Source organism: Leptotrichia buccalis C-1013-b, assembly GCF_000023905.1.
In the GTDB taxonomy this organism is placed as follows: Bacteria; Fusobacteriota; Fusobacteriia; order Fusobacteriales; family Leptotrichiaceae; genus Leptotrichia; species Leptotrichia buccalis.
In genome coordinates, this window is record NC_013192.1 from 909,704 (window position 1) to 922,476 (window position 12,773).

The 12,773-nt window shown below is 28.1% G+C and carries 14 protein-coding genes; 3 read left to right on the forward strand and 11 right to left on the reverse strand.

The annotated features are described in order from the left end of the window. Positions 1–34 precede the first annotated feature (34 nt). From LEBU_RS04150 to LEBU_RS04205, 11 genes are all read right to left on the reverse strand, one after another. Entirely contained in the window at positions 35–760 is a 726-nt protein-coding gene (locus tag LEBU_RS04150) for a phosphoribosylanthranilate isomerase (RefSeq protein ID WP_083767517.1), read from the reverse strand. Positions 761–776: 16 nt separating this feature from the next. Then, on the reverse strand, positions 777–1,502 hold the full coding sequence (locus tag LEBU_RS04155) for an indole-3-glycerol phosphate synthase TrpC (protein ID WP_015769081.1): 726 nt from the start codon (positions 1,500–1,502) through the stop codon (positions 777–779). 353 nt (positions 1,503–1,855) lie between these two features. Further along, positions 1,856–2,059 (reverse strand): DUF3791 domain-containing protein, encoded by a 204-nt coding sequence (locus tag LEBU_RS04165; RefSeq protein WP_015769083.1) that lies wholly within the window; start codon positions 2,057–2,059, stop codon positions 1,856–1,858. Then, positions 2,052–2,312: a hypothetical protein gene (locus tag LEBU_RS04170; RefSeq protein WP_015769084.1), complete on the reverse strand. Its 261-nt coding sequence runs from the start codon at positions 2,310–2,312 to the stop codon at positions 2,052–2,054. The genes LEBU_RS04165 and LEBU_RS04170 overlap by 8 nt, the downstream gene beginning before the upstream one ends. Beyond that, complete coding sequence (locus LEBU_RS04175) at positions 2,309–2,788, reverse strand: DUF3990 domain-containing protein (RefSeq protein ID WP_015769085.1); 480 nt, start codon at positions 2,786–2,788, stop codon at positions 2,309–2,311. The genes LEBU_RS04170 and LEBU_RS04175 overlap by 4 nt, the downstream gene beginning before the upstream one ends. A gap of 133 nt (positions 2,789–2,921) precedes the next feature. Then, positions 2,922–3,320, reverse strand: coding sequence for a DUF5301 domain-containing protein (locus tag LEBU_RS04180; protein ID WP_015769086.1), 399 nt, complete (start codon positions 3,318–3,320; stop codon positions 2,922–2,924). After that, positions 3,292–4,920 carry an anthranilate phosphoribosyltransferase gene (gene trpD, locus LEBU_RS04185; protein WP_015769087.1) on the reverse strand — a complete coding sequence of 543 codons (1,629 nt, stop codon included), beginning with the start codon at positions 4,918–4,920 and terminating at the stop codon, positions 3,292–3,294. Before trpD ends, LEBU_RS04180 begins: the two co-directional genes overlap by 29 nt. Continuing rightward, positions 4,921–6,255 carry an anthranilate synthase component I family protein gene (locus LEBU_RS04190; protein WP_015769088.1) on the reverse strand — a complete coding sequence of 445 codons (1,335 nt, stop codon included), beginning with the start codon at positions 6,253–6,255 and terminating at the stop codon, positions 4,921–4,923. It abuts the gene before it with no gap. Between the two features lie 360 nt (positions 6,256–6,615). Continuing rightward, positions 6,616–7,896, reverse strand: a complete 1,281-nt coding sequence (gene celB, locus LEBU_RS04195) for a PTS cellobiose transporter subunit IIC (protein WP_015769089.1) — start codon at positions 7,894–7,896, stop codon at positions 6,616–6,618. A 553-nt stretch (positions 7,897–8,449) separates the two neighbouring features. Continuing rightward, on the reverse strand, positions 8,450–8,752 hold the full coding sequence (locus LEBU_RS04200) for a PTS sugar transporter subunit IIB (RefSeq protein WP_015769090.1): 303 nt from the start codon (positions 8,750–8,752) through the stop codon (positions 8,450–8,452). A gap of 276 nt (positions 8,753–9,028) precedes the next feature. Continuing rightward, positions 9,029–10,228 carry a replication initiation protein gene (locus LEBU_RS04205; RefSeq protein WP_015769091.1) on the reverse strand — a complete coding sequence of 400 codons (1,200 nt, stop codon included), beginning with the start codon at positions 10,226–10,228 and terminating at the stop codon, positions 9,029–9,031. 315 nt (positions 10,229–10,543) lie between these two features. Between LEBU_RS04205 and LEBU_RS04210 the strand changes: the two genes are divergently transcribed. From LEBU_RS04210 to LEBU_RS12360, 3 genes are read left to right on the forward strand one after another with little or no spacing between them, the layout of a single operon-like run. After that, on the forward strand, positions 10,544–10,870 hold the full coding sequence (locus LEBU_RS04210; protein ID WP_015769092.1) for a PTS lactose/cellobiose transporter subunit IIA: 327 nt from the start codon (positions 10,544–10,546) through the stop codon (positions 10,868–10,870). Between the two features lie 58 nt (positions 10,871–10,928). Then, entirely contained in the window at positions 10,929–11,969 is a 1,041-nt protein-coding gene (locus LEBU_RS04215) for a Gfo/Idh/MocA family oxidoreductase (RefSeq protein ID WP_015769093.1), read from the forward strand. A gap of 55 nt (positions 11,970–12,024) precedes the next feature. Then, a complete protein-coding gene (locus LEBU_RS12360) occupies positions 12,025–12,588 on the forward strand; it encodes a sugar O-acetyltransferase (protein WP_015769094.1) in 564 nt (187 codons plus the stop codon). Positions 12,589–12,773: the final 185 nt, after the last annotated feature.

The window sequence follows — 12,773 nt, forward strand, 5'->3', positions numbered from 1 at the left end:
TTTTTCCTTTCATATTCATCTTTTAAAATTATTATTATTTCTTTTTTACCAAATTTACAATATTTTCAACTAATTTTTTATTTTTTCTATTATTAACTTCAACTTTGCTGTTTATATCCAAAATGGCAGGCTTGTAATCAAGTGCTTTCTGAATATTCTCAATCGACAACCCTCCAGCCAGCACAAACGAATGCTTCTCCAATTTTTTCAAAATATCCCAATCAAAGACAATTCCATTTCCTCCACGATTTTCTCCCTTCGCATCAAATAGAGGATATTCAATATATGGCTTGTAGTCAGCAATATTCGGAAGTTCATCAGTTACGCCAAAAACTTTCCAAAGCTTCGTTTTAGCAGGGAAATTTTTACGTTTTCTAAAACAATTTTTCTCATACAATTTTTCTAATTTTTGAGTAAGTTCCATGCAATATTCCACTGATTCATCTCCATGTAGCTGCACAATATCAATATCTGTTTCTTCCACAATCTTTACAATATTCTCAATCATTGCATTTACAAACACTCCAACAGTTCTTTTCCCATGCCTGTGTGCAATCCGTGTAATTTTAGCCGCAAGTTCGCTATCCACTTGCCTTTGACTTTCTGCAAAAATACATCCGAAATAGTCAATATCCAAAGTTTTCAATTCATTAATTTCAGTAATGCTTCTAATTCCACAAACCTTTAATTTAGTAGTATTTTCTGTGAAATCATCAGTTGCCACATTATTTTCTTTTTTCTCCAATTTTTTTCCTTCCATAAATTTATTTTTCTTTTTAAAGAAGCCCTTTCATAAGTGCCTCCCCAATTAGCAGTCCATCCACGTTCAATTTTTCTGCATACTCTACATCTTCTTTTGACAAAAATCCACTTTCACTTACAATAGTCAAATTGTTCAAAACATCGCTTGGAATTTCATTTATCAGTTTTTCCGTAGTTCTAATATCAACTTCAAAAGTATTCAAATTTCGGTTATTTATCCCCAAAATTTCCAAATTTGGAATCTTCAAAGCTCTTCTTATTTCCTCTTCGTCATGAGTTTCCACCAAAACATCCATTTCCAAATCCTGTGCCAGCTTATGAAGTTCCAAAAGCGTCTTATCATCCAGCATTCTCACAATCAGCAAAATTGCCGAAGCCCCCAAAAACTTAGCATGAGCCACTTGAAACGGAGTATAAATAAAATCTTTTCTCAAAATTGGAATTTCTGGAAATTTTTGCCTTACAATTTTTATAAAATCATTCTCCCCTTTAAAATATTCCTTTTCCGTCAATATCGAAAAAGCGGAAACTCCTTTATCCACATAACTTTGTGCCTGTTTTAACAAATCAAAATCATCTTTCGCAATTTTTCGCTTCGATGGGGAAGCTCTCTTAATTTCCCCAATAATCTGAATCCCCTTTTGATTAAGTGCCTTTTTTAAAGACGGTTGCTTAAAAGACTTTAATTCGTCTTCAAGCTGTATATCTCTTTTTATTTTTATTTTTTCTAAAATATCCATATTTCTCCTTTTGTTTTTAAATATTTGGTATGAAAATTTCATTTTTTACTAAACTGACATAGATACTAAACATTATTAAATTTACTAAAAAAATTACTAATTTTAATTTATTTTTAGATTTTTTTCTTTTTTCTTCATCTTCAACTTTATTTATTTCTTTTAATTTTTTTGAACTTAAATACATTACTATTATTTTAAACAAAATATAAATTAAAGGAATATTTCCAATAACAAAAAAATATAAAAATTCTAACATAGGGTAGAAAAAAATTGTAACTAATAAAAGCAATATTATGTCAGGTACTATAAAATATCTTAAACATTTTTCTTTATATAGAGTTTTTATCATATTTTCAATTTCTTTTACTTTCTAAAATTTTATCAATATCTTCAAATGCGTTTTCTAAAGTTTCCGTATGATATTTTTCATACATATCGTATATTAATTGCGTTATATTAAGTTTATCCCATTCTTTTAAAATATCACTCGCATTTTTATTTTTTTTATCTGCATACTTTTCCAATAAATATATAAAAAAATTCATTTCTTTAGACATAGTAATCATCTCTCATATATAGTGAATTTCTAGGATTTCCAGTTACCTGCTCATTTTCCCACATATCAAAAATTACAAGAGGGCTAAAATCCCACATTTCTAATTCAAAATTTGAAAGCATTTTATATGTTTCTGAATAAAAAAACTTTCTTAACGCTTCCATTTCATTAAAACCGTATTTTTCAACAATTAATCTTATGATTTGAGTATCATATTTTTCCAATATATCTGAAAAAATTGTTTTCATATTCATAATTCCACCTCCAAAAATTTTAAATATTTAAGAGCCTTTTCTGTTTTAAATGTATACTGGTCTTTAAGATTTTGAGGTAAAAGTCTTTTTAAAGCCTCGTTTTCATCGTAGATTCCATTTAAATAGAGATTGATAACAGGCATTGTATTATCGTTTGCAACAGGTCCTATTATAATATCCCAATTTTCATTATTTATTATATTATTGCTTCTATTTTGAGTAACAAATTTAAGCCATTCTCTATTGGCTGATTCAAAATATAAAACTTTCAAATTCTTTAATTGCTCCTTGCTTATTTCATACACGGAAACTGTTGCAATTCCTTGTTGTCTCCGTTTTTGAGTCAGCTTTGCCCATTTTTTAGCCTGTTTAAAATCCGAAGTTAGATAAAAACCATATCCAAAATCTAAGAGCCTAGTATTTGTGATAATTCTAGGATTTTTTACGTTGACATTACTTCCATGATACAATTTCACTTAATCACCCTTTTTTCTTATTTTTTATAATTTTAGGAAAACTAAATAATTTTTATTAGAAAAATTTTAAATTTAAATCCTTTTTATAACATAAATTTCAAAATTATATTTTTTTCAGTTATATTTTACAATATTATTTCACTATTTCCAACAATTTATTATATTGAATTGTGTTTAGTAGATAAATAGCATTATACGGAACTTCTACATAATATTTTTTATCATTCTCATAAATATAAACATTTAGTTTTTCTGTTTTTAACAAATAATATTTTTCTAGATTTGGAAAATCATTTACAGATTCTGTTCTACTTCTCAATTGTTGCAATATTTTTACAATGTCATCTATTTTATTAGGAGAATTTATATCTTTAATTTTTCTCTCTTTGCTAAAAACTTCTATTCTAGCAATTTTTTCGGGATTAAAATTGATTTTTCTTGTACTAGTATTATAAAGAAAAAATCCTAAAATAGCCAATATTAAAGTTATTAAAATCAAAAACTTACTTTGTATAATTTTTATAAAACTCATAAACCTTCCCACTTTCAATCGCTTCCAAAACCATATCCTTTGCTTTCGCAGGGTGATCCACCACATCTGCAGTATAAAGTGCAAACATTGCATTCAATACGACAATATCAAATTTTGCGGATTTTTCTTCGCCTTTTAAGATTTTTATCAAAATTTCAGCATTTTCCTCTGGAGTTCCGCCTTCAATTTCAGAATGGAAAGCCCGCTTAAAGCCAAAACTTTCAGGCGAGATTGTATATTCGAGAATTTGTTCACCTTTTACTTCAATAATTTTAGTGTCATCACAAATTGTTATTTCATCAAGCCCATCATTTCCTCGAACAGCTAATGCATGCTTTCTTCCCAGTAATTGTAATGTTTTAGCGTACAATCTGTGTACAGGCTCGTGGTAAAGTCCAACCAATTGGTATTTTAATTTTGTGTTTGGGTGAAGCAGTGGACCTAAAATGTTAAAGACAGTTCTGATTCCAAGACGGCCTCTAACTTCTCGTACTTCTCCAACTAATTTGTGGAAGAATGGGGCATGAAAGAAAGCAAGATTTTTTACGTGCAGTTTTTCAATTTGATTTGCAAGCGAATTTTCAAGAGGTACTCCTAGTTTATCAAGTACATCACTGCTTCCACTTTTACTCGAGATTGCACGATTTCCATGTTTTGCGACATTTACTCCCATTGCTCCTAGAATAAATGCAACTGCCGTAGAAATATTTATTGTCTTGAATCCATCGCCACCAGTTCCGCAAACATCAATCATATCAGAATCATCTTCAAAAGTTGTGCTGTATTCCAGAATATTTTTTACAAATGCTGTAAGCGATTCAGGATAAAGGCTTTTTTCCGAAATTAGTACAAGCAAGGCTCCAAGCTGTACAATGTCATAATTTTTACTGTCAATAATTTTACAGATTTCACGAAAATCAGTATCTGTCAATGCAATATTTTCCTGTAATTTTTTTAAATATTTATTCATATCTATAAAGTTTCCTTTCTTTTTAAAATTTTTATTATTTTGCAAAGTTTCTGAAACTTCAATATTCAAGAAATTTCTTATCATATTTTTTCCATATTCAGTAAAAAATGATTCTGGATGAAACTGTATTCCAAAAATATTTTTACTTTTGTGTTCCACAGCCATCGCAATCCCATCCTCAGACTTTGCCGTAACTTCAAGATCTTCTGGAATATCGTCAACATAAAGCGAATGATATCTCATAACTTTAAATTTTTTTGGCAAGTTTTTAAATAATACAGAATTCTCGGATAAAACTGTAATTTCTGAAGTTTTACCATGCAACGGATTTTCAAGCCTTTTTATTTTTCCGCCAAAATTCATTCCAATTGCCTGATGCCCAAGACAAATTCCTAAAATTAGAATATTCCCCAGTTCATCAGTATTATTTAAAATTTCTAGGCAAATTCCGCTGTCCTTTGGATGTTTTGGACCTGGAGAAAAAATTATTTTACTAGGATTCATTTTTTTTATATCATCAATCGTAATTGCGTCATTTCTAACAGTAATAACTTCATCATCAGTCATTTCCTTCAAATACTGCTCAACATTAAATACAAACGAATCATAATTGTCAATCATTAAAATCATTTATTTCACATTCTTTCTATTTTCATTTTTATCATTTTTATTTTTTTCTTCATTACAGAATTTTTTAAAAATGTTTAGAACAGATGCTCTTTTATGGCAAATTTCCTCATATTCTTTTTCTTTCACAGAATCAAAGACAATTCCTGCTCCAGCCTGAATAAATACATTTCGAACTTCATCAACTTTATTCAAGTCGTAATTTTTATTTTCAAAAAATGCAGTACGAATAATAATCGCAAGCTGAACATCTCCATTAAATCTCAAAAATCCAATTCCGCCAGCATAAACATTTCTTTTAAATTTCTCCAGTTCTGAAATAATTTGCATAGCACGAATTTTTGGCGATCCAGAAAGTGTTCCCGCTGGAAGAGCCTGAGCAATAACTTCAAATATCGACACATCTTTTCGCTTTTTCCCATAAACATCAGTTACAATGTGCATTACATGCTCATAATTCTTAATATGCATAAGATTTTTTACAACGACTGAGCCACTTTCCGCAAATTTCCCAATATCATTTCGAGCCAAGTCAACAAGCATCCGATGTTCAGCACATTCCTTTTCATCATTTAATAAGTCGTTTGCTAAAAATGCATCTTCGTTGGCATCTTTTCCTCTTGGACGAGTTCCAGCGATAGGAGCAATATAAATATTATCCGATGAAATATCAACCAGTATTTCAGGGCTAGAACCAACTATATCTCCATATTTTGTAGGAAAATGGTACATATACGGACTCGGATTTGCCTTTGATAATTTTTCATAAAAATCAAGAGAATCCATATTTGACGTAAGTTTTAACTGCTCGCTTAGAACAACTTGAAAAATATCCCCAGCCTTGATGTATTCCTTCGCTTTTTCAATAATTTCATAATAATGTAATTTTTCCTCTTCAAAATCTGTTTTTATATCATAAAATAAATCAGAATCATTAAATTTTTCAGAAATTTCATCATTTAACAAATTAAAATATTTTTCTTCATCTCCGTAAAATGAAAATTCTTTGCTAGTTTTAGAGTAGTGTAAATATGCCTTTGCATTGGCAAAAATAAACTTCGGAAATTTAAACTGCTCTTTTTCAATTTTTGCAATTTTTTCAAAAAAATGTATCGACTCATAAGCAAATGTTCCAAAAAGCCCTGCAAAAGGGGAAAGTCTTTTCTGTTTTACAAAAGAATTGTATATTTTTTTTAATGAGTCATAACTGTATTCATTAGAATCAAAATATTCACAGTCAATCCCAATAATAACTTGTCTTTCATCTTCAGCAAAATAGGAATTGCTAAATTTTTTTCTAATAATGGAGTAATAATAAATAGGCTTGTTTATCAACATAAAGTGTCTCGCTTTCTATATTTTCGTATTTTTGTTTTTTTTCTTTTTTAGTTGAATTTATAAAAAAATTCTCTTAAATCGTTTTACCGACTAAGAGAATTGTATAAAATAAAAGCATTGATTTTATTTCACCAATGCTTTCCTCGCAATATTTAATAATAGTAATTACAATAAATTTCAACATAGCTGGCAAAAAATATTAAATTGTATTTAATTTTTTCCACCATGTCCAAGTTTGTCTAATCATTGTAATCACTCCTTAAAATTTTTATTTATTATTTTACTTTACAAATAATATACCATAAAAAATGTATTTTGTAAAATATATTTTATTAATTTAATCATATATTATATTAATGATTAGTCAGTATTTATTAACCCATTTTCTTCATCAAGTTTTCTCTTATCCCATAATTTAAAAAATGGATAGTAAATAGCTGCTGTTATAAAGAAGTTCACTACTTGCATAAGTAGTCCGCTTATATGTCCACCTGTTGCCAAGAAACCAGCAAGAAATGGAGGAGTAGTCCAAGGGATGACAATTCCAGCTGTTTTTGCCACTAATCCAAAATACATAGCCCAGTAAGTAACTGATGATGAAATTAATGGCGCTAAAATAAATGGAATAATTAAGATAGGATTCATAACTATTGGTAATCCAAATAATATTGGCTCATTAATATTGAAAAATGCGGGTGCAATTGCCAATTTTCCAATTTCTTTAAGTTGTTGACTCTTTGAAAGGAATAACAGCATTATTGCCAGTGCAAAAGTTGCTCCAGAACCACCTGTATTATGGAATACATCAAAGAATGGTCCAGTTACTACATTTGGAATAGGTTGTCTAGCTACGAAAGCTGCTCTATTTTGATCAGCTAGAGCTAAAAGTGCAGGACTTGCAATACCACCAGTGATAAGGTTTGAACCATGAATTCCACATGACCATAATAAGTTGTTCATCAATGATAAAATAACCATTCCTGGGAAAGAAGCACCAACAGCTGTTATAGGTCCAGTCAATAAAACTTTTGCAACTTCGTGAATATTATCAAATGGTGATACTTCAAATCCGATACGGATAACTAGTGAAAGAAGAATCACAACACATCCTGGAATTAATGCCGCAAATGATTTTGCTACTGAAGGCGGAACTGAATCAGGCATTTTAATAATGATATTTTTCTTGACAATAAAGTTAAAAATCTCAATAGTGAAAATAGACATAATAATTGCGACAAACAATCCTTGGCTTCCTAATCGGCTTAGAGGAATAATACCATTTATAGATTCGCCAGTTTTTTCAATCATAAAAGTAAATGGAGTTACAAGGAAAAATGAAAGCAGTGATAAAATAACTCCAGAAACTTCATCAAGTTTGTAATATTGAGCTAATTTGTACGAAATACCGATACATGCAATAAATCCTAATAAATTAAATGTTACATCAACAGGGTAAGAGAGCCATCTTGCAATAACTTGTCCAGTTGCATTATTTGTATAAAAATTAGCTAGTGCTGGTATTGGCAGGTTTCCCAAAATCAAAAATACAGATCCTACAATAATGAATGGCAATGTAATAACCATTCCATCTTTTATTGCTGCCAAGTGTCTCTGATTAGCCACTTTTACAGCAACTGGCATTAATTTTTCTTCTAAAAATTATGTAAATTTGTCCATAATGTTTGCCATATTAATTCCTTCTAAATGATAATTCTTTTAAATTTTAATCTTAGTTTGTAAAATTACATTATTCTTCATCTGTACTAATTATTTGGCTTTAATCAATTAATAAAGTGTTTGTTATATATTAATAAAATGAATAGATAATGTAATTAATATGTTCGTGATAAAAATATTTACCAAATTAATTTATAAGAATAAATTATTAAATCAATAAATATGATGTGGATAATTCTGAAGTTTTGAGTCATTCTTTAAATTTCTTATAAACTAACTAAAATGAAAAAATTAGAGTTTAGTTTAAAGTGGTTTTTCTATATTCTAAACAAAATTTAAATAAAGTTGTTTTAAAGCTAAATACTAATATTTATAGTAATTGTATTTGATAACTAATATCTTTTTTAGACAAAAGAGTTTGACTTCTTTCAAGATAACGTATATCAGTATTTGAAAAGTTACAAATATTAGTATTTAAACTTTAAACAAAAAATATATTATAAAGAAATAGAGTATCTTAAAGTAAATTTAATGCCTGATCCAATACTTTGGCACCGTTCATCATTCCATAATCAACCATATTAATTACATCTATGTTAATGTTATTTTCTTCAGCGATTTTTTTAGCTTCTGGTAAAGCATATTTTACTTGTGGCCCTAATAAAACAACATCAGCTTTAGCAAATTCTTCTTTTGCTTTATCAAGTGGTTCTGCCCAAATTTCAGCTTCGATTCCTCTTTTTTGAGCTTCTGCTTTCATTTTGTTTACTAATAAGCTAGTAGACATCCCTGCTGCACAACATAATAAGATTTTTTTCATTTCTGATCATCCTTTCTTTTTTCAAAATTTTATTTTGTATTTTCATTGTTCTATCAAATCAATGAGTTTAACTTTCATATTCATAGTATACCATTAATTTTCCAGAAGTCAAATTTTATAAAAAAATTATTATTTTTCGTCTGTAATTTGTTTTAAACATAGTTAAAATAAGACTTTATAAATTCAAAAACAAAATAAGCGATAAATTGTTTAATAATTTTTCGTTTATATTTTAAGCCAAATATTTCAAAAAAAAATAAAATTTTATATATTTTTTTACAAAAATTTAGTAAATTTTATGATACTTTCAGTGTTTTGGAAATATTGAATGTAAATTTTGAAATCATAAAACCTTTTTTCCATAATTTGTTTATTTTTTAAAACAAGAATTTCATTAAAATAACCATCATCAACTATTATTCTTAGCTCATTTTCCAAATAATTCTGTCGCATAAGATTTGCTACATCCAGCTGAAGAAAAAAAGATGTAGTGTATTTTCTTTTAATATTAAAAATTTCTATTTCTTTTCTAAAATTAGTTTTTGAAAATTGTGCCAAGTCAAGCAGTAAAACTTTCTTTAACTGTTTTTCTATATTATTTTTAAAGTGTTTTTTTGCAAAGCTGACATTTTTGTACACATAATCATAATTTTTTTTCAAAATATATGTTTTTATTAATTCATAAGTATAATGAAAATCTTTTATATCATTTTTTATTAAATCCATAATGCTATTGATATTTTGAACAAGTTCGATATTGTTCTCTTTCAAAATTTTATTATTATCAACAATTTTAAAAAGAATCTTTTCCACTCTATTATTTATATGTTCTCCAATCTTAATTTTTTCATAAATAACCTTAATATCTGAAAAAATATTAATAGTTTCTACTGCCTTTTTTAAAATCTGCTTTTCAAAATCAAAAAATCTTTCATATTTATCTTCAATATGAAAAATTTCTTTCAATCTTTCAAGTGTAATAACAGTATCATTATTATAATTCTTATCTGAAATTAAATAAGTATAAAAATTATAAATGGCTTCGTCTCCCATAAAAATCATAAAATCAAGTCTAAGCAATGAAAATAGGGTATTATTTCTCCTAGCAGCTTGAATTTCCCTTGCAAACTGAAACTCAATTTTTGAATAAACAATATTGTAAGATGCCAAAATAGGAAAACGACTATAGATAACGACTTTATCATTACTAAAAATAGAAAATTCCAGCTTTTTCAGCTGTAAATTATCTAGAAACTTTTTTAACTGCTGAAAAGATTTAAATTTTAGGACTTTCATTATTTCTGTTAATTCAATATCGCGTAAAACAGCAGTTTGTTCTAGTTTTTTTAAAAGGCTGTATTCTGTAAAAAGGTACTTTAAAAAATAACGTTCTTTTTTGTTCAAAGCTTTTGAAAATAAAATCTTTATTTTTTTATTTTCTAAAAAGTGCTTATTAATAGGCATATAAATATCCATTTTCTAATTCTCCTTTAACAAAATTGATTATTATAAATTTACTAAAAAGGTTTATTTTATAAAATATTTTTTATATAAATTATATTTTTTAACTTTTTGATATATATTATACACGAAAAAACATATATTTGTAAATCGTTTATTTTAAGGAAAATTATCAAAATTATATTTTAAATATTGAAAATAATATTAAAAATAGACGAAAAATAGCCTAAAAAATTGAAAAATTGACATATAGAAAAACGTGTGTTATAACAAAGTTAAGAAGAAATTTTGATATAAAATTAAAAAAATAAATTTTTAGGAGGAATTACTATGGCTGAAGAAGTATTGGATATTGAAATCATCGCGATGACATTGATTGGACATGCGGGAGAAACTAAAAGCTTGGCTTATCAGGCTATGAATGCTGCAAAAGAAGGAAAATTTGATGAAGCGGAAAAATTTCTGAAGCAATCTACTGAAGAAATGTTGAAAGCTCATGAATTACAGACAGATTTGATTGTGAGAGAAGCAGGCGGAGAAAAAATGGAAGTAGGTTTAATTATGGTTCATTCACAAGATCACTTGATGACAGCAATTTTATTTAAGGAATTGGCAAAGGAATTTATAGAAGTTTACAAAAGACTGGAACAAAAATAGTTAGACTGGTATACAAAAGGAAATTAAAAATAATGGAGAAAATAGGAAGGTTATTGCCATGATGACAATAGGAATTATAGGAAATGGGAAAAGTGCGAACAGATATCATCTCCCATTTTTACTCCAAATAAAAGATAAAATAAAAGTAAAAACAATTGTAACTAATAACTTGGAAAATAGGACTTGGGAACGAATAGACGGAATTAATTATACTGATAAAATTGAGGAATTGTATAATGATCCTGAAATTGATTTGATTGTTATATGTTTGAGATCTGATTTACATTATCAATATGCTAAAGAAGTGTTGGAACACAATAAAAACTGCCTTGTGGAAAAACCTTTTGTTGAAACATTGGAAGAGGCAGAGGAGCTGTTCAGATTGGCAAAGGAAAAAGGACTTGTTGTGCAGCCTTATCATAATAGAAGATTTGACAGTGATTTTTTGACTACAATGAAAGTAATTGAAAGTGGAAAATTAGGAGAAATTTTAGAAATTGAGTCTAATTATGATTATTACAGGGCAGAAGTGCCTGAAAATGTGAAGGAATGTGATGGAAAATTGGCAAATACATTTTTATATGGGCATGGAACGCACGTCTTGGATCAGATAATTTCACGATATGGAAAGCCTAATAAAGTGCATTATGATGTAAGGCAGCTTCTTGGAACAAATCGGATGAATGACTATTACGATATAGATTTATTTTACGAAAAAGAAAATGGGAAAAATTTGAAAGTTACTGTAAAAGGGAGCTATTTTAGAGTAAAACCAAGAGCTTCATTTATCGTGTACGGAACAAAAGGGTGCTTTATAAAAGAAACAGAAGATAGACAGGAAGAACATTTGAAGTTATTTTATATGCCAGACAATACAGATTTTGGAATAGATTTGCCAAAACATTATGGGACGTTAATTTATTATGATGATAACGGGAATTATCACGAGGAAAAGGTTATTTCTGAAAAAGGTGATTATGGCAGAATTTATGATGATTTGTATGAAGTGATAAAAAATAGGAAAGAAAAAACTGTTAAGGACAAAGAAATACTTTGCCAGATAAAAATTTTAGAAGAGGGAAGTAAGGATTTGAAATAAAGACTTGATAGTTTGATTTCTTTTTAGTAATGAAATAGGGTAAAGGAAGTGAAAAATGACGGAATTAGAAAAATTAAAGGCAGGACTGGAATATAATTTTTATGATGAGAACGTTGCAGGTGTAAAAGGAAATGCACTGAAAAAATGTCAAATGCTCAATTCTATTGATCCAATGAATAACGAAAAACAGCTTGTTGCTATAAAAGACTTGTTTGGAACAGTAAAAAATAATGCTTCTGTACAGCCATTTTTTAACTGTGATAATGGGAAAAATATTCATGTAGGCGAAGATTTTTTAGCCAATTATAATGTTACAATTTTGGATATTGCAGAAGTTAGAATTGGAGATTATTGTATGATTGGACCTAATACATTAATAACAACAGTGGGACATCCAATTTCTCCAAAAGGGCGGCGAGAAAGAAAGGTACAAGGAACACCTGTAAAAATAGGAAATGATGTTTGGATTGGAGGTAATTGCACAATTTTGCCTGGCGTTACGATAGGAAATAATGTTATTATTGCGGCTGGGGCAGTTGTAACGAAAGATGTGCCTGATAATAGTGTTGTGGGGGGAGTTCCTGCGAAAGTAATAAAGAAAATTGAAAATGATTTGTAAAAGTGACTAGTTGTTAAAAAACTGAAAAATTATATAAAAATCAGAAGAAAAATCTAAAAAGATAAACTTCTGTTTTTTTGTTTTATTTTAATTAGGGTATGTCTGAAAACTCTTCAAATGATGAATTTTTAACAAATTTTTCTAAAATCAAAAATAATAAACACTGCTTTTATCGTGATTTGTAT

Excerpts from the sequence above, each read along its gene's own strand:
- LEBU_RS04150 (WP_083767517.1), bottom strand. The coding sequence starts at position 760 with ATGGAAGGAAAAAAATTGGAGAAAAAAGAAAATAATGTGGCAACTGAT.
- LEBU_RS04155 (WP_015769081.1), bottom strand. The coding sequence starts at position 1,502 with ATGGATATTTTAGAAAAAATAAAAATAAAAAGAGATATACAGCTTGAA.
- LEBU_RS04165 (WP_015769083.1), bottom strand. The coding sequence starts at position 2,059 with ATGTCTAAAGAAATGAATTTTTTTATATATTTATTGGAAAAGTATGCA.
- LEBU_RS04170 (WP_015769084.1), bottom strand. The coding sequence starts at position 2,312 with ATGAATATGAAAACAATTTTTTCAGATATATTGGAAAAATATGATACT.
- LEBU_RS04180 (WP_015769086.1), bottom strand. The coding sequence starts at position 3,320 with ATGAGTTTTATAAAAATTATACAAAGTAAGTTTTTGATTTTAATAACT.
- trpD (WP_015769087.1), bottom strand. The coding sequence starts at position 4,920 with ATGATTTTAATGATTGACAATTATGATTCGTTTGTATTTAATGTTGAG.
- LEBU_RS04190 (WP_015769088.1), bottom strand. The coding sequence starts at position 6,255 with ATGTTGATAAACAAGCCTATTTATTATTACTCCATTATTAGAAAAAAA.
- celB (WP_015769089.1), bottom strand. The coding sequence starts at position 7,896 with ATGCCAGTTGCTGTAAAAGTGGCTAATCAGAGACACTTGGCAGCAATA.
- LEBU_RS04200 (WP_015769090.1), bottom strand. The coding sequence starts at position 8,752 with ATGAAAAAAATCTTATTATGTTGTGCAGCAGGGATGTCTACTAGCTTA.
- LEBU_RS04205 (WP_015769091.1), bottom strand. The coding sequence starts at position 10,228 with ATGGATATTTATATGCCTATTAATAAGCACTTTTTAGAAAATAAAAAA.
- LEBU_RS04210 (WP_015769092.1), top strand. The coding sequence starts at position 10,544 with ATGGCTGAAGAAGTATTGGATATTGAAATCATCGCGATGACATTGATT.
- LEBU_RS04215 (WP_015769093.1), top strand. The coding sequence starts at position 10,929 with ATGATGACAATAGGAATTATAGGAAATGGGAAAAGTGCGAACAGATAT.
- LEBU_RS12360 (WP_015769094.1), top strand. The coding sequence starts at position 12,025 with ATGACGGAATTAGAAAAATTAAAGGCAGGACTGGAATATAATTTTTAT.